The 15565-nt window shown below is 71.9% G+C and carries 13 protein-coding genes and 2 tRNA genes; 6 read left to right on the forward strand and 9 right to left on the reverse strand.

The window, feature by feature from the left end; all coding sequences use genetic code 11:
- Positions 1–815 (forward strand): class E sortase (locus EBN88_RS21765; RefSeq protein WP_147472793.1); only part of this gene is annotated, 815 nt, incomplete at its 5' end.
- Positions 816–1220: 405 nt separating this feature from the next.
- On the forward strand, positions 1221–1985 hold the full coding sequence (locus tag EBN88_RS21770) for a class E sortase (RefSeq protein WP_122185612.1): 765 nt from the start codon (positions 1221–1223) through the stop codon (positions 1983–1985).
- Positions 1986–2170: 185 nt separating this feature from the next.
- On the opposite strand, the gene EBN88_RS21775 is transcribed toward EBN88_RS21770, so the two are convergent.
- Positions 2171–3019, reverse strand: a complete 849-nt coding sequence (locus EBN88_RS21775) for a phosphatidylinositol-specific phospholipase C/glycerophosphodiester phosphodiesterase family protein (protein ID WP_407703447.1) — start codon at positions 3017–3019, stop codon at positions 2171–2173.
- Between the two features lie 288 nt (positions 3020–3307).
- Here EBN88_RS21775 and EBN88_RS32055 point away from each other — a divergent pair, with 288 nt between their 5' ends.
- Complete coding sequence (locus EBN88_RS32055) at positions 3308–3718, forward strand: type II toxin-antitoxin system VapB family antitoxin (protein WP_233580838.1); 411 nt, start codon at positions 3308–3310, stop codon at positions 3716–3718.
- 191 nt (positions 3719–3909) lie between these two features.
- On the opposite strand, the gene EBN88_RS21790 is transcribed toward EBN88_RS32055, so the two are convergent.
- Positions 3910–3982, reverse strand: a tRNA-Ala gene (locus EBN88_RS21790).
- Between the two features lie 148 nt (positions 3983–4130).
- Between EBN88_RS21790 and EBN88_RS21795 the strand changes: the two genes are divergently transcribed.
- Together EBN88_RS21795 and EBN88_RS21800 are read left to right on the forward strand one after the other, a co-directional pair.
- A complete protein-coding gene (locus EBN88_RS21795) occupies positions 4131–4691 on the forward strand; it encodes a helix-turn-helix domain-containing protein (protein ID WP_122185604.1) in 561 nt (186 codons plus the stop codon).
- Positions 4692–4753: 62 nt separating this feature from the next.
- Positions 4754–6007: a serine/threonine-protein kinase gene (locus EBN88_RS21800; RefSeq protein ID WP_122185605.1), complete on the forward strand. Its 1254-nt coding sequence runs from the start codon at positions 4754–4756 to the stop codon at positions 6005–6007.
- 97 nt (positions 6008–6104) lie between these two features.
- Here the strand turns inward: EBN88_RS21800 and EBN88_RS30710 are convergent, their stop codons facing one another.
- Both EBN88_RS30710 and EBN88_RS21810 read right to left on the reverse strand, forming a co-directional pair.
- The gene (locus EBN88_RS30710) at positions 6105–7430 is read right to left on the reverse strand and encodes a hypothetical protein (RefSeq protein ID WP_158621477.1); all 1326 of its coding nucleotides are present in this window, start codon (positions 7428–7430) and stop codon (positions 6105–6107) included.
- Positions 7431–7669: 239 nt separating this feature from the next.
- On the reverse strand, positions 7670–7807 hold the full coding sequence (locus EBN88_RS21810; protein ID WP_170184714.1) for a DLW-39 family protein: 138 nt from the start codon (positions 7805–7807) through the stop codon (positions 7670–7672).
- A 251-nt stretch (positions 7808–8058) separates the two neighbouring features.
- On the opposite strand from EBN88_RS21810, the gene EBN88_RS21815 reads away from it, so the two are divergent.
- Positions 8059–9108, forward strand: coding sequence for a DUF3558 domain-containing protein (locus tag EBN88_RS21815; RefSeq protein WP_147472794.1), 1050 nt, complete (start codon positions 8059–8061; stop codon positions 9106–9108).
- Between the two features lie 80 nt (positions 9109–9188).
- Here EBN88_RS21815 and EBN88_RS21820 read toward each other — a convergent pair.
- The 5 genes from EBN88_RS21820 to EBN88_RS21840 all read right to left on the reverse strand — a co-directional run.
- Positions 9189–9265 (reverse strand) — tRNA-Ile (locus tag EBN88_RS21820).
- 92 nt (positions 9266–9357) lie between these two features.
- Entirely contained in the window at positions 9358–9987 is a 630-nt protein-coding gene (locus tag EBN88_RS21825; protein WP_122185608.1) for a DUF3566 domain-containing protein, read from the reverse strand.
- Positions 9988–10152: 165 nt separating this feature from the next.
- Positions 10153–12741 carry a DNA gyrase subunit A gene (gyrA, locus tag EBN88_RS21830; RefSeq protein WP_122185609.1) on the reverse strand — a complete coding sequence of 863 codons (2589 nt, stop codon included), beginning with the start codon at positions 12739–12741 and terminating at the stop codon, positions 10153–10155.
- 50 nt (positions 12742–12791) lie between these two features.
- Complete coding sequence (gene gyrB, locus EBN88_RS21835) at positions 12792–14849, reverse strand: DNA topoisomerase (ATP-hydrolyzing) subunit B (protein ID WP_122185610.1); 2058 nt, start codon at positions 14847–14849, stop codon at positions 12792–12794.
- 259 nt (positions 14850–15108) lie between these two features.
- A partial coding sequence (locus EBN88_RS21840; RefSeq protein ID WP_122185611.1) for a DUF721 domain-containing protein occupies positions 15109–15565 on the reverse strand: 457 nt, incomplete at its 5' end.

The raw sequence follows: 15565 nt of genomic DNA on the forward strand, positions 1-15565 counted from the left end.
CCAGGGGCGGCGGGCGCAGGGGCGGCGCGGCCCCGGCCGAGCAGCCGGCCGAGCCGGAGATCACGGGCGGGCGGGCGGCCCGCCGCAAGGCCGCGAAGGCGGCGGCCAAGGCGGCCCGGCAGACCGGGACCGCCATCAGCAATGTGATCGGCGAACTCTTCATCACCACCGGGGTGTTGCTGCTGCTCTTCGTCGTCTACCAGCTGTGGTGGACCAACGTCGAGGCCAGGGCGCACGCCAACGGCCAGGCCAACGAACTCCAGGAGCGCTGGGAGGAGTCGGGCGGCGGGGAGGAGAGCGAGGAGAACCGCGACCCCGGGGTCTTCTCGGCGGGCGAGGGCTTCGCGATCCTCTACCTGCCGACGCTGGACGTGCGGGTCCCGGTCGCGGAGAGCGTCGACCCCGGCAGCGTGCTGGACAACGGGATGGTGGGCCACTACACGGAGGAGGACGGGCTGCCCACGGCGATGCCGTGGGACGAGGAGGGCAACGTGGGCCTGGCCGGGCACCGCAACACCCATGGCGAGCCCTTCCGTTACATCAACAACCTGGAGCCGGGCGACCCGATCGTGATCGAGACGGAGAGCACGTACTACACCTACGAGATGCGCAGCCGTCTCGACTCCACCTCGCCGTCCAACACGGCCGTGCTCGACCCCATCCCGGAACAGGGCGGCTTCACCGACCCGGGCCGCTACGTCACCCTCACCACGTGCACGCCGGAGTTCACCTCGACGTACCGCCTGATCGTCTGGGGCGAGCTGGCCGAGGAACGACCTCGGGCCGAGGGAATGCCGGACGCCCTCGTCAACTGACCGAAGACGGAACGACAGCGGAGGACACCGGCGGTGCCCGAGGAGAACGAGAACCCAACGCCTCAGGGCGACAACGACGCGGACGCGGCCGGCCCGGAGGCCGGCAACGCGGACGCCGGCAACGCGGACGCGGCTGACGCCGCAGGCGATGGCGCGGCCGACGCCGGCGGCGCGGATGGCGCTGACGCGGCCGACGCCGGCGGCGCTGACGCCGCAGGCGATGGCGTTGCCAAGTCCTCGTCCGGCGCGGACGATTCCGGCGCACGCGACGCGGACGCCGCAGACGACGACACGTCCGGCACCGACGACACCGGCCGGCCCGCCGGCGCGGCCGACGCCGACGCCGACGCCGAAGGCGAGGCCGACACAGCAACCCGCGAGGCCGCCGGGGCCGGCTCCGCCGGCATAGCCGACGCGGCCCCGGGGGCCGCGTCGGCGTCCCGGGGCGCGCCCAGCGCCGCGCGGCGGCGGATCGCCGCCGTCGTCGGGGTCTTCGGGGAGCTGCTGATCACCGCCGGCGTCGTGCTGGGCCTCTTCGTCGTCTACTCGCTCTGGTGGACGAACGTGATCGCCAACCAGGAGGCCGCCAGGGACAGCGACGCCGTCCGCGAGCAGTGGGCCGCGCAGCCCGAGGAGGACGCCGACGACACCACGCCGCCACGGGAGTTCGAGCCGGAGGACGGCGTCGGGTTCCTCCACGTTCCGACCATGAGCGGCAGCGAGATCCTGGTGAAGGAGGGGACCAACCCGGACACCCTCAACGGCGGGGTCGCCGGCTACTACACGGACCCGGTCCAGTCGTCGATGCCCTGGGACGAGGAGGGCAACTTCTCGATCGCCGCGCACCGCGACGGCCACGGGGCGAAGTTCCACGACATCCAGGACATAGAGGAAGGCGACCCGATCGTCTTCGAGACCAAGAACACCTGGTACATCTACCGCGCCTACGCGATCCTGCCGGAGACCTCCAAGTACAACATCGAGGTGCTGGACCCGATCCCCGAGGAGTCGGGCGCGACGGAGGCCGGTCGTTACATCACGCTGACCACCTGCACCCCGGTGTACACCTCGCGCTACCGGTACATCGTCTGGGGCGAGTTGGAGCGCACCGAGCATGTGAACGCCGACCGCACCCCGCCCGAGGAGCTGCTGGAGGCGTCCGGCGACTGACCGGTCGGGGTGCTGAGCCCGGGGGGGTGCGTGGTGGTCATGCGGGAAGCGTGCGCCCCGCCGGCTTCCCAACGGCTTCAGCCCGGTTTCACCGCCGCCGGGGGCGGTTTCGACCGTTCCGCCCGGGGTCGCTCTCGGCGGCGAGGACCGGCCGAACCCTGGGCGCCCCGGGCGGAGTCGGGCGTCTATCGACCGGACCGGCGACGCCCGTCTCGTTGCGCGCCGAGGAAGGCGGCGAGCCCGGGCAGGTCGTCGGTGTTGAGGTGGTCGACGCCGGCCGCGAGCAGTTCGCGCCAGACCGCCTCCCGCTCCGGGCCCGGCAGGTCGGGCGTGGCCCAGAAGCGGACGCGCTGCCCGGCCGCGTGCGCGGCGGCCACATAGCGGCGCAGCGTCTCGCGCTCGGCGGCGGGGAACTCGCCGCTGCCCAGCCAGGTGAACAGGCTCGTCCAGTTCGCGCTGATCAGCGGGACGAACGAGGCGGGCGCCGCGCTGCCCAGGTCCTCCGGCCGCCCGTCGTAGAACGCGTACCGCACCCGTTCCGCCTCCATCGGCGCCCGCGCCGCCCGGTCGCCCGAGATCACGGCGGTGACGGCGCGGGTGCGCACCCGCCCCAGGGCGGCGGAGCTGAACAGCGCGCGGTACGGGCGCAGCCGCCGCGACAGCTCGCGGTAGGTCGCGTCGCCCGGCGTCTTGATGTCGATCAGCAGCTGGAAGTCCGGGCCGTAACGCCGGTGCACCGTGCCCCGGTTGGCGCGGACGCGGGCCGCCAGCGGGTCGAGGTAGAGCGCTTCGAGCGTGCGCGCGGGGTCGAGGTCCACCTCGTCGTGGGCGACGAGGAGTTGCCCGTCCACCAGCCAGATGTCGGCCTCGACGCTGCCGAATCCGTGGTCGAGGGCGTCGAGGAGCGGGCGCGGGTGCTCGTAGTCGTTGTGGGCGTGGGCCTGTGGGAGAGGCGCGGGCGGCCGGGGCCGGCCGTGCGCGGCGGCCGGCCGCGCGGAGCCGGCGACGAGCAGCCCGGCGGCCGCTCCGGCCACGGCGGCGGCACCGACGACGCGGCGCGTCGGCCGGCCGGACTCGGGCGACAAGGAGAAGGAAGGGGAAGGGGACGGGGGAACGTGCGCCACGGTGCCTCCAGGGACGGCGTGGGACGAGTGGGCCATCCGCGAGTATCGGCGCGCGAGCCCGCCCTGAGGAGCGCGCGGAGAGAACGTTCCCCACCCCGTCATCAAGGATTCGCCACGCGGCCCGCCGAACCCGGATCAGTCGGCTCCTGACGCCAGCGCCTGATGGCGCCAGTGCGGAACTGTCCGGGAGGTGTCTCCGTGGCTCGTACTGTTGTTGACCTGGACGACAACATGGTCGCCGAGGCCATGCGTATCTTCGGCACCAGGACCAAGGCCAAAGCCGTCCGTCTGGCCATGGAAGACGCCGTCAAGCGGCGCCTGCGGCAGGAGGGCTTCGACGCCCTGGACGCGATGGAACCCTCAAGCGCCACGCCCTTCGAGTACCCGCGCACCGACGAGGACAGCTTCACCCGCGCCCTGGAGATCCAGCGGCACGCCCTCAACACAGGCTTCCATCGGGCCCTGTCGCTCCCCGACCTGCTCATCGCCGCCACGGCCGAGCAGAATCGCGTCACCATCCTCCACTACGACGGCGACTTCGACATGATCGCCTCCCTCACCGGCCAACCCGCGCAAGGGGTCGCCCCACCCGGCAGTGCCGATCACTGAGCACGCCGGCCCAAGGCTTGACGCCGGTCAGAAGTGCCCCTGAGGTCCGATGAAGCGGTCCGGGCCCGCCGACGGAGCCCTCCGGTCCGGAACCAGGGGCTGCCCCTGACGCCCGATGAGAACCAACGCGCCCGCCAACCGGCAGAAATGCCCCAGAACCCGCGTTTCCGCGGGTCAGAGGCATCTGATTGTGGAGCCTAGGAGAGTCGAACTCCTGACATCCGCCATGCAAAGACGGCGCTCTACCAACTGAGCTAAGGCCCCGGACGCGCCTTCGAGAAGGGCAGAGCCAAGATTACCCAATCTTCTCCCGTGAGGCCGACCGGGTATCGCACCGGGGAAGGCTCCCTCCGTAGGATGACGCGCAACTTCGCTCACGTGAAGCGATCAGGGGAGACAGGGGAGACAGACGATGGACGCGGTCCAACAAGAGTCGACCGAGAAGGCCAGGGAACAGCAGACCACCTGGTACGGGGAGCCCCTGGGGACACTGTTCCGGCGGCTGATCGCCGACCTGGGGCTCAACCAGGCGCGCCTCGCGGGCGTGCTCGGACTGTCGGCGCCCATGCTCTCCCAGCTGATGAGCGGGCAACGCGCGAAGATCGGCAACCCGGCCGTCGTGCAGCGGGTACGCGCCCTCCAAGACCTGGCCGCCGAGGTGCGCGCCGGCCGGGTGAGCGCCGCCGAGGCCACCGGCGCGATGGACGACATCCGCCGCACCGCCGGCGGCAACGTGCTCGGCCCCACCGCCTCCTCCACCCGTTCCGGCCCCGCCGCCGTTCCCGCCAACCCCAGCAAGCGGGTGGTCAGGGAGATCCAGGCGCTGCTCCGCTCGGTCGCCGACGCGACGGAGATCCAGAGCGCGGCCCGGCTGTTGGGCGACAGCCACCCCGAACTGGCCGAGTTCCTGCGGGTGTACGGCGTGGCCAGAACGCGGGAGGCCATCGAACACTACGAGAGCCACCAGGGCTGAGCACCGGTCCGAGGGCCTCGACGCCGGACCAACGAACGACGGACGGAAGCGGACACGACGCCATGGGCGAGATCTTCGCGGGTCGGTACGAGCTGGTCGACCCGATAGGACGAGGCGGGGTGGGAGCGGTCTGGCGTGCCTTCGACCACCGGCGGCGCCGCTATGTCGCCGCCAAGGTGCTCCAACAGTCCGACGCCCACACGCTGTTGCGCTTCGTCCGCGAACAGGCGCTGCGCATCGACCATCCCCATGTGCTGGCGCCGGCGAGCTGGGCCGCGGACGACGACAAGGTCCTGTTCACCATGGACCTGATGACCGGCGGCTCCCTCTCCCACCTGATCGGCGACTACGGTCCCCTGCCGCCCAGCCATGTCTGCCTGCTGCTCGACCAGTTGCTCGCCGGCCTCCAGGCCGTGCACGACGAGGGCGTGGTGCACCGGGACATCAAGCCGGCCAACATCCTGCTGGAGGCGACCGGCACCAACCGCCCGCACCTGCGGCTCTCCGACTTCGGCATCGCGATGCGCAAGGGCGAGCCGCGCCTGACCGAGGCCAACTACGTGGTCGGCACGCCCGGTTACTTCGCGCCCGAGCAGCTTGAGGGCGCGGAGCCGGACTTCCCCGCCGACCTGTACGCGGTCGGCCTGGTCGGCCTCTACCTGCTGACCGCCGTCAAGCCCGACTCCCAGGCGCTGTTGGAACAGTTCGCCGGCGGGCTGCCGCCCGCGCCCTCGGGCGTGCCGGAGCCGCTGTGGCAGGTGCTGGGCACGCTGTTGCAGCCGGCGCCCGAGGCCAGGTTCCGCACGGCGACGGGCGTTCGGAAGGCGCTGGCGGCGGCGCGGGAGTTGCTGCCGGACTCCACGCTGGAGGGCGAGGTCGTCGAGATCTTCGACCAGATCGGGCCGCTGCCCCCCGGCTACGGACCGGGCGGGCCCGAGCCCGGCCCTGGCACGCCGTCCCCCGGCGCGCCGTCCCGGCCGGCCGAGGACGAGGCGTCGGCGACCGGCAGCTTCCGGCTGGCGCCGCCCAGGCCGCAGGGTTCGGCGGGCAGTTCGCGCGCCACCCCGGCGATGGGCCCCGCGCCCTACCCGGCCTCGGCCGAGACGGTGGGGGACCAGGCCACGGCCGACCGGCCCGGTGCGCCGGCCACCCGCTCGTTGACCGCCGTCTCACCCGCGGCGCCCACGCCGCACGGCACGACGGGGCCCATGCCGGTGCGCAGGCGCCCCGGACCGCCGCGCGCGGTGGCGATACCGGTGCTGCTACTGGCCGGGCTCTGCGTCGTCTTCGGCGTCTGGTCGCTGCTGACCGCCTGAACGCGCCCCGCCCGCCAGCCCGTTGCCCCGCCCGCCGTGCCGACGGCCCGTCCCGTCACGCCGGCGGCCCGTCCCGCCGCGCCGACGGCCCGTCCCGTCACGCCGGCGGCCCGGCGGCGGCCAGCGCGCGGCGCCGGCCGACCAGGTACCAGGCGCCGATCCCGAGGCCCAGCGCCACCCCGACGCCCAGCGAGACATAGCCCCGCAGCCGCTTGTCCTCGCTGGCCTGCTCGGCGGCCAACTCCGCGTCGGTGAGTCCCCGTTCGGCCTGTTCGACCATCTCCTCGCTCACCCCGAACCCGGCCTGGACCGGGTCGGAGGCGTAGGCCGGGCCCGCCTCGGCCTGGCCCTCCAGGGAGATCCGCAGGGTCATTCCCACCGGGTCATCGGTGAGCTGGCTCAACTCCGGCCCCATCGTGACCAGCAGATAGTGCCAGCCCGCGAACCGCAGCCGCTCCGCGCCGTCCTCGAACCGGTTGCCGTAGGCGACGCCCGGCGTGAAGGCGGAGAGGCTGAGCTGTTCCCCGTCGTACCGCTCGGTGGCCGCGTCCCCGACCCGCGCCGCGACCGGGTTGTACAGCTCGACGGTCAGCTGGGCCGAGGTCATCGCGTACTCGTCGACGCCGGCGGCGTTCCCCAGGTCCAGGGTCAACGCGAGCTGCTGGCCCCAGTCCACCGGGACCCGGTAGGCCAGGGTGGCGCCGGCGGCGATGTCGTCGCGCCACACGCCCTCGCCGACGGGCTGGGCGTCGTTGAACCCGGTGCCGCCCGCCACCCGCACCGCCTCGCCGGTGGCCGGACTCGGCTGCTCCGTCTCCCAGCTCTCCAACGGGGGCGCGGCCTCGGGCAGTCGGGTCAGCTGCGGCTCCTGGTCGAAGCGCAGCTCGATGGGCCAGACGGCGCCGTCGCCGCCCTCGCTCCTGGTCACGGTGTACACATAGGCCCCGGCGCGCTGGCACTCGGCGCCCTGGGCGACGGTGCGGTCGGCGGAGGCGCTGATCGGCCGGGCCGAGACGTTGAGCCCGCCGCCGAAGTCGCGGCTGTCCGAGGAGCAGGTCTCGTTGTCGGTGGTCAGCAACTCGACGTCGATGCCGTCGGTCGAGGCGACGGGAGCGCCCGGCTCGGGGGCGGCGACGGTGGTCAGATAGGCGCTGGAGCCGGCGTCGAGGTCGACCGCGTAGTGCAGGGTCTCGCCCGGGCCTATCTCGTCGGTGTAGATCCCGCCGGCCGCCAGCGTGGGCGCGTCGGCGCTGGAGGCGGTGCCCTCGACCGCCTCGGCGTCGGGGGCGAACGCGTAGGCCCGGGGCCCCGGCCGCTCGGGCGAGGTGCCCGGCAGGGCGGCGGCCCCCGCCGCCCCCGATCCCAGCGGCCCCAGGAGCAACAGCGAGCAGCCGATCGCCGCAACACCCGCGCTGACGCGCATCGTTCGCGTCCCCCAACTCTCCGGCGCCCCGCCGGGTCGTGCCTACACCACGTTCAGCACCGTACGAGTTCGCGGTCGCACACGGACAACGGGGGGCGTCACGGTCTGGCTACAACCCGGCGCACCGCGCCCGCCGCACCGCCCGGCTCGGAAACGGCACGCCGCCCCCGCGCCCCACCGCCTGAGGGCGGCCGGGGCGTGGGGGCGGCGTGAGTCCTGTTCAGTCCGTGGTGCGGACGTCAGGCGCCCGTGGAGCCGGCCGGCACGGAGTCGGTCGCCTCCGTCCACAGATCCTGCTCGGCCTTGTCCGCTTGGATCTGGCGGTAGACGAGCAGTCCGCCGATGGCGGCCACCGCTACCAGGAGGAGCTTCTTCACCGCGCTACCTCGTCCTTCTTCAACGTGATCGGACCTTGGCGCCCGATGATACCCAATCGTGTCCTGCCGCGAAGCGGTCGGTCGACCGGCTCCCGAGGCCCCCACGGGCCTCCCCCTCCCCGCCCGTCTCCCCTGAACTCGCCCCGCCGCGGCCGGCCTCGGGCCTCCCCGGCCGCCGCGTGAAAGCGCCGGGAAAGCGCCCTCGGCGACGCTCGCGCCCGAGTCTGAGTACCACGATCCTGGAGTGCGCAATGAGATGGCCTTCTCGACTGGCGGTCGCGCTGGGGGCCATGGCCCTGCTGGCGGGCTGTTCGAGCGGTGGCACGATCGACCCGGCGGGGCCGGCCGGGGACGACGCGGGCGGTGGCGCGGAGGCCACCGAGGACGGCGGCCGGGGGACGCCGGGGGAAGAGGAGTCCGAGGAGCCTGCCGCCCTGCCCGGCTTCGACGAGTGCGGGCTGTTCCAGCCCGCCGAACTGGCCGACACCCTGGGCGTTCCCACCCTGTACATCACCGGGCGGTCGATCGGGCCGCGGGCCCAGGGCGGGCGGTTGGCCGGCTGCGGCTACTACGCCGAAGACGTTCCCGGCTTCTCCGGCCTGTGGGTCCACCTGGTGGCCGGCACCGAGGAGGGGGAGTTCTTCGCCGCCTTCGAAGGCTCGGACACCGGCCCGGTGGAGGGCCTCGGCGACCGCGCCGAGGTGCTCGCGCTGACCGCGCCGGGCGGGGCGGTCCGCTCCCGTGAACTGCGGGCCATCGACGGCGACCTCGGGCTGGTCGTCTCCTACACCTACGACGAGGCGCCCGGCGGGATGCCGGCCATCCCGGACGCCGAACTGGGCGAGGCCGTCGCCACGATCGCCTTCGAGGCCCTGGAGCGAGCGCCGGAGGAGCTGGTCATCCCCGACGGCGAGCCCGAGGGCCCGTGCGCCCAGGTCGACCTGGCCCACGCCGCCGAGGTGATCGGCGAGGAACCCGCCGCCGTGCGCACGGTGATGAACGACGCCGGCGGCCTGCGCTGCGACTTCGCCGGCGACGAGGCGTCGTTGGGCGTCGTCGTGTACACCGACCCGACGTTCGTGGAGAACTGGGCGCCTCCCGCCGAGGAGTTCAACGCGCCGGAGATCGGCGACGGGGCCCGGCTCGACACCAGCCAGGGCTATCTGGAGTCGCGGGTGGTCTCGGGGAACCGCGTCCTGGTGGTGAGCGCCACCTACACCGAGGCGGTCGGCGTCCCCACCACGCCGGGGGCCCGGGAGAGCGAGCTGGTGGCCGCCGTCGCCGAGGCCGTCGGCGGCTGAACCAGCGCCCGGACGCCGCCCGTTCGGCCGGCAGCACACAGAGAACGGCCCCGACCAGATCAGGTCGGGGCCGTTGTCGCTGGTGGGGCTAACAGGACTTGAACCTGTGGCCTCATCCTTATCAGGGATGCGCTCTAACCATCTGAGCTATAGCCCCGCGTGCACGGCAAGGCTAGCGTATGCCCGCCCCCGCGCCCAAATCGGTAAGGGCCCTGGCAGCGGGCCCCCGCCGACCCTCGCGCGTCCCCGTTACTCGTCCTCGGCGAGGGTGACCTCGACGCCGCCGACGAAGCCCGCCGAGAGGTTGTAGAGGAACGCGCCCAGCGTGGCCAGCGCGGTGGCCAACACCACGTCGATCACGGCGATCACCGTGGTGAAGATGAGCACCCGGGGCAGCGAGAGGAACGCCTCCAGGTCGAAGCCGCTCTCGCTGTCGGTCTCGGTCGCCTGGGTGATCGTTTCGCCGATGGTGGAGAAGACGCCCATGGCGTCCATCACCATCCACAGCACGCCGACCGCGATCACGGTGCAGATGCCCAGGGCGATGGAGAGCAGGAAGCTGACCTTCATCACCGACCACGGGTCGGCCTTGGCCACCCGCAGCCGCGCCTTGCGGACGCGCGGAACGGTGCGCGCCCCCGTGCGCGGCCGGCGCACGCCGCCGCCCGACGTCGCGGGCCCCGCCGGGGAACCGCCGCCGGAACGGGGCCGCTGCGCTGACTGCTGTCCCACCGTGGGCGCGGCGCCCGGGGGCGCCGGGTAGGCCTGCGGCGGGTGGTAGTGCTGCTGCTCGGGCGGGGTCGGGGTGCCGTACCCCTGGCCCGAGCCCTGCGAACGGCCCTGCGGGTGCGAGGAGTCCGCCGGTCTGGCACTGGTCATGGTGGTTCCCCCATGGGAAGGGTCGCTTGCGGATTCCTGGGTCCAGGGTGCGCCTTCCCCGGGGCCCGAGCCATAGCCGCCCCCCGGCGGGTTCTCGGGGGGAAGCGGCACGCCGCCGTCGTTCCCGCCGCCGCCCGTGGGGGCGCCCATGGCTCCACTCACGCTCTACTCCTCTTCGCCCACGGCCACGGTGCCATCGGCGGACTCCGGCTGAGCCTCGTCGGCGGACTCGGCCTCGACTTCCTCGGCCTCCCGACCAGCCTCGGCGTTCCGCGCGATGCCCACGACGGCGTCCCGCTTCCCGAGGTTGATCAGCTGGACGCCCATGGTGTCACGGCCGGTCTCCCGCACCTCATTGACCCGCGTGCGGATCACCCCACCGCCCAGCGTGATGGCCAGGATCTCGTCGGTGCTCTCCACCACCAGGGCGCCCACCAGGGAGCCCCGGTCCTCCACGATCTTGGCGGCCTTGATGCCGAGGCCGCCCCGGCCCTGCACCCGGTACTCGTCGACCGGCGTCCGCTTGGCGTAGCCGCCGTCCGTCGCGGTGAAGACGTAGGTGCCGGCGCGCACCACGTTCATCGAGAGCAGCTCGTCGCCCTCGCGGAAGCTCATCCCCTTCACGCCCGAGGTCGCCCGCCCCATGGGGCGCAGCGAGTCGTCGGTCGCGGTGAACCGGATCGACTGGGCCTTCTTGCTGATCAGCAGCAGATCGTCGTCCGGCGAGACCAGCTCGGCTCCGATCAGTTCGTCATCGCTTCCGTCCGGCATCTCGCGGAGGTTGATCGCGATGACGCCGCCGGAGCGCGGCGAGTCATAGTCCTTGAGCGCGGTCTTCTTCACCAGCCCGGACTTGGTGGCCAGCACCAGGTAGGGCGCTGCCTCGTAGTCCCTGATGGCGAGGATCTCGGCGATCTGCTCGTCGGGCTGGAAGGCCAGCAGGTTGGCGACGTGCTGCCCGCGCGCCTCCCGCCCGGCGTCCGGCAGCTCGTACGCCTTGGCCCGGTAGACCCGCCCCTTGTTGGTGAAGAACAGCAGCCAGTGGTGGGTGGTGGAGACGAAGAAGTGGTCGACGATGTCGTCCTCGCGGAGCTTGGTGCCGCGCACGCCCTTGCCACCGCGCTTCTGCGCCCGGTAGTCGTCGGTCTTGGTGCGCTTCACATAGCCGCCACGGGTGATGGTGACGACGATGTCCTCCTCGGCGATCAGGTCCTCGATGGACATGTCGCCCTCGAAGGGCACCAGCTTGGTCCGCCGGTCGTCGCCGTACTTCTCGACGATCGCGGCCAGCTCCTCGCCGATGATCTGCCGCTGCCGCTCGGGCGAGGCGAGGATCGCGTTGTACTCGCGGATGCGCCCCTCCAGCTCGTTCCGCTCGGCGGTGATCTTCTGGTGCTCCAGGGCGGCCAGCCGGCGCAGCTGCATCTCCAGGATGGCGTTGGCCTGGATCTCGTCGATGCTCAGCAGGCCCATCAGCCCCTGGCGCGCGACATCCACCGTCTCGCTGCGGCGGATCAGCGCGATGACCTCCTCGATCGCGTCCAGCGCGGCCAGCAGACCGCGCAGGATGTGCGCCCGCTCCTCGGCCTTGCGCAGCCGGTAGCGGGTGCGGCGCACCACGACGTCCACCTGGTGGGCGACCCAGCTGCGGATGAACGCGTCCAGCGAGAGGGTGCGCGGCACGCCGTCGACCAGCGCCAGCATGTTGGCGCCGAAGTTGGTCTGGAGGTCGGTGTGCTTGTAGAGGTTGTTGAGGACCACCTTGGCGACGGCGTCCCGCTTGAGCACGATCACCAGCCGCTGGCCGGTGCGGGACGAGGTCTCGTCGCGCACATCGGCGATGCCCGAGACCCGACCGTCCTTGACCAGTTCGGCGATCTTCTGCGCGAGGTTGTCCGGGTTGACCTGGTAGGGCAGCTCGGTGACCACCAGGCACTGCCGGCCCTGGATCTCCTCGACCTCGATCACGGCCCGCATCGTGATGGAGCCGCGCCCGGTGCGGTACGCCTCCTCGATGCCCTTGCGGCCGACGACCAGCGCGCCGGTCGGGAAGTCGGGGCCCTTGATCCGCTCGATCAGCGCGTCCAGCAGCTCGTCCGGCTCGGCGTCCGGGTGCTCCAGATACCACTGGGCGCCGGCGGCCACCTCCCGCAGGTTGTGCGAGGGGATGTTGGTGGCCATGCCGACCGCGATCCCGGCCGAGCCGTTGACCAGCAGGTTCGGGAAGCGCGACGGCAGCACCGTCGGCTCCTGGTTCCGGCCGTCGTAGTTGTCCTGGAAGTCGACGGTCTCCTCGTCGATGTCCCGGAGTGTCTCCATCGCCAGCGGCGCCATCCGGCACTCGGTGTACCGCATGGCGGCGGCCGGGTCGTTGCCCGGGGAGCCGAAGTTCCCGTTGGAGTCGACCAACGGCATCCGCATCGCCCAGGGCTGGGCGAGCCGCACCAGGGCGTCGTAGATCGAGGTGTCGCCGTGCGGGTGGTAGGTGCCCATCACGTCGCCGACCACGCGCGCGCACTTGTAGTACCCGCGCTCCGGCCGGTACCCGCCGTCGTACATCGCGTAGAGGACGCGCCGGTGCACGGGCTTGAGCCCGTCGCGCACGTCCGGAAGCGCGCGGGAGACGATCACGCTCATCGCGTAGTCGAGATACGAGCGCTGCATCTCCGTTTCGAGCGTCACCGGCTGGATGCGGAGCGCGCCCGTCTCGTTGACGTCGGACGTCGGCGGGGTGGGGAGGTTCTCGTCGGCCATGCTGGAGGTCGATTCCTTTCAAACAGCGGTGGGGAGCCGGATGGCCGGCGTCAGATGTCCAGGAACCGAACGTCCTTGGCGTTGCGCTGGATGAACGAGCGCCTGGCCTCCACGTCCTCGCCCATCAGGATCGAGAACAGGTCGTCGGCGGCGGCCGCGTCATCCAACGTGACCAGGCGCAGCACCCGGTGGGCCATGTCCATGGTGGTGATCCGCAGCTCCTCGGCGTTCATCTCGCCCAGGCCCTTGAACCGCTGGATCGAGTCCTCCTTGATCCGCTTGCCGCGCTCCCGGCCCAGCCGGATCAGGCTGTCCCGCTCGCGGTCCGAGTAGGCGTACTCGAACTCGTCGCGGCCCCACTTGATCTTGTAGAGCGGCGGCTGCGACAGGTAGACGTGGCCGGCCTCGACCAGCGGCCGCATGAAGCGGAACAGCAGGGTGAGCAGCAGGGTGTTGATGTGCTGCCCGTCGACGTCGGCGTCCGCCATCAGAATGATCTTGTGATAGCGGAGCTTCGAGATGTCGAAGTCCTCGTGGATGCCGGTGCCGAAGGCCGAGATCAGCGCCTGGACCTCGGTGTTCTGCAACACCTTGTCGATCCTGGCCTTCTCCACGTTGAGGATCTTGCCCCGGATCGGGAGGATCGCCTGGTACTGCGGGTCGCGCCCGGACTTGGCGCTGCCGCCGGCGGAGTCGCCCTCGACGATGAAGATCTCGCTCTTGGTGGCGTCGTTGGACTGGCAGTCGCTGAGCTTGCCGGGCAGCGAGGCCGTCTCCAACAGGCCCTTGCGGCGGGTCAGATCGCGGGCCTTGCGGGCGGCGACGCGGGCGGTCGCGGCCTGGATGCCCTTGCGGATGATGTCCGCGGCCTCGGTCGGGTTCCGGTCGAGCCAGTCCGAGAAGTGCTCGTAAACGATCTTCTGGACAAAGGTCTTGGCCTCGGTGTTGCCCAGCTTGGTCTTGGTCTGGCCCTCGAACTGCGGCTCACCCAGCTTGACCGAGATGATCGCGGTGAGCCCCTCCCTGATGTCCTCGCCGGTGAGGTTGTCGTCCTTCTCGCGCAGCAGCTTCTTCTCCCTGGCGTACTTGTTCACCAGGGCGGTGAGCGCCGCCCGGAAGCCCTCCTCGTGGGTGCCGCCCTCGTGCGTGTGGATGGTGTTGGCGAAGCTGTAGACACCCTCGCTGAACTGGGTGTTCCACTGCATCGCGATCTCCACCGAGATCTTCCGCTCCACGTCCTCGGACTCGATCTCGATCACCGAGGCGTGAACCGGCTCGCCCTTGCGGGAGTTGAGGTGGCGCACGAAGTCCGCGATGCCGCCCTCGTAGTGGTAGGTGACCGAGCGCGGCTTGTCGTCGTCGGCCGGGGCGGCCGAGTCGGCGCCCGAGGTCTGCTTGGCGGCGGCCCGCTCGTCGGTGAGGGTGATCGTCAGACCACGGTTGAGGAACGCCATCTCCTGGAAGCGCCGGGAGAGCGTCTCGAAGGAGTAGTCGGTGGTCTCGAAGATGTCGCCGTCGGCCCAGAAGGTGACCGTGGTCCCGGTCTCGTCCGTCTCCTCGTTCCGCGCCAACGGGGCGGTGGGGACGCCCAGCTCGTACTCCTGGGTCCAGCGGTAGCCGTCCCGCTTGACCTCGACGGCGACCCGCTTGGACAGCGCGTTGACCACGGAGACGCCGACGCCGTGCAGGCCGCCGGAGACGGCGTAGCCGCCGCCCCCGAACTTGCCGCCGGCGTGCAGCACGGTGAGCACGACCTCGACCGCCGGCTTGCCCTCCGACGGCACCATGTCCACCGGGATTCCACGGCCGTTGTCGATCACGCGGACGCCGCCGTCCGCCAGGATCGTGACGTCGATCCGGTCCGCGTGGCCGGCCAGGGCCTCGTCCACGGAGTTGTCCACGACCTCGGCGACCAGGTGGTGCAGCCCGCGTTCGCCGGTGGACCCGATGTACATGCCCGGCCGCTTGCGGACCGCGTCCAGCCCCTCCAGCACGGTGATCGCGCTGGCGTCGTAGGAGGGGGGAACGTCCGTCGAATCGGCGGAGGACGGAGTGTTCTTGTTGGCATCGCCGGAATCGGCCACGAAGCGCCCTTTCTGGCACAGCACAAGCCGACTCCGGCTCTGGGGAGCGGCTGCGTCGTTCGACATGGTCCGCAACGGGGCGGTAGTCGCCAGTCTACCGCTAGCGCGAACCGTAACGGCGGTTTGCCGGGCTCTCAGCCCCCATGTGCCGCCCTCAACCGGCCTCCGACGACTCCCCATATGTGACCGGGGCCCCTGGTCCGTTCACAACGGCGCTCAGCGCTTCCACCTGTCAACCTCCGAGGACGTGACCGGGATCACTCCCGATCACCCGCGTCCAGCCCTACCCATAGGTGTCACCCGGCCCCCGCGACCCGGGAGCGCGCAGCCGTCCCGGGGGGCGGTGCGGGGCGGCGGGGCCGAGCACCTTGATCAACTTCACGGTGCCCCGGCCGAGATCGGCGTTCAGCCGCGCGAGCAGCTGGGGGGCCAGAAGCCGCAGCTGGGTGGCCCAGGCGGTGGCGTCGCAGCGCACCGTCAACACCCGGCTCTCCTCGTCGTAGCTCTCCGGCGCGCAGTGCTGTGCCACCTCGGGCCCGACCAACTCCGGCCAGCGGCCGAGGACTCCGCCGACGGCCAGCGGCATCTCCCAGCCCCGCTCGACGGAGAGCCGGGCCACCGCCGCGCCCAGCGGCAGCGGATCGCGGCCGCCGGCGCGCGCCCCGGAGCGCAGGCCACCGTTGCGCGCCTCCCGGCGCTGCCGCACCAGCGCGCCGCGCTCCCGCGCGCGCTCCTTGGCC

It is taken from the genome of Streptomyces triticirhizae (assembly GCF_003696235.1).
Classification (GTDB): domain Bacteria; phylum Actinomycetota; class Actinomycetes; order Streptomycetales; family Streptomycetaceae; genus Streptomyces; species Streptomyces triticirhizae.